This is a genomic window from Micromonospora sp. ATLC16 (assembly GCF_057196645.1).
Map to the genome: position 1 here is coordinate 1 of NZ_JBXUOW010000181.1, position 582 is coordinate 582.

The 582-nt window shown below is 78.7% G+C and carries 1 pseudogene; it reads left to right on the forward strand.

Going from position 1 to position 582, the window contains the following annotated elements:
- Window positions 1-582: pseudogene (locus tag AC2CHE_RS26960) on the forward strand (hypothetical protein); the annotation flags it as partial.

Below are 582 nucleotides of genomic sequence, written 5' to 3' on the forward strand. Positions count from 1 at the left end.
GAACCGGTGGTCGCCGCGCCCGAGCCGGCCGGCGAGGTGCGGCTGCGTCGCTGGTGGTCGGTGCGGGTGGCCGAGCTGACCGGCGGGCGGGAGGGTCCGGCGGAGCAACCTGACGAACGCATCGCCGACTCCCGGGAGCTGCTGCACCGGGTGGTGCGCGGCGTCCGGGCCGGTGATCGCGACCGGCTGCACCACGACCTGCGCGGCGCGCACGCCGATGTCGGGCTGGGGCTGGCCGCCGTGGCACCGCCGCTGCTGCGCGACCTCGCCAGCGAACTGCTCGGTCATCCACCGCGCGGCGACGACCTCGCCCGGCTGCACCGCGAACTGGACGGTCGGGTCCGCGACCTGCTCCCCGGCCTGCCCGCCCCGGTGCTGGACACCCTGCTCAGCCGGGTCTGCCGGATGCCTCCGCCGCGTCGGGGCGAGGGCGAGCAGCCACACGCCGCCGACCCGGCGGTCACCGCCGGGGTGCTCACCGGCGTCCTGCTCGACCGTCTCGGCCGCGACCTGCCGCCGGAGCCCGGCGGCGGCGACCGGCCCACCAACGGCGGGGCGGCCGGTGGTCGACAGGTCGGGCGG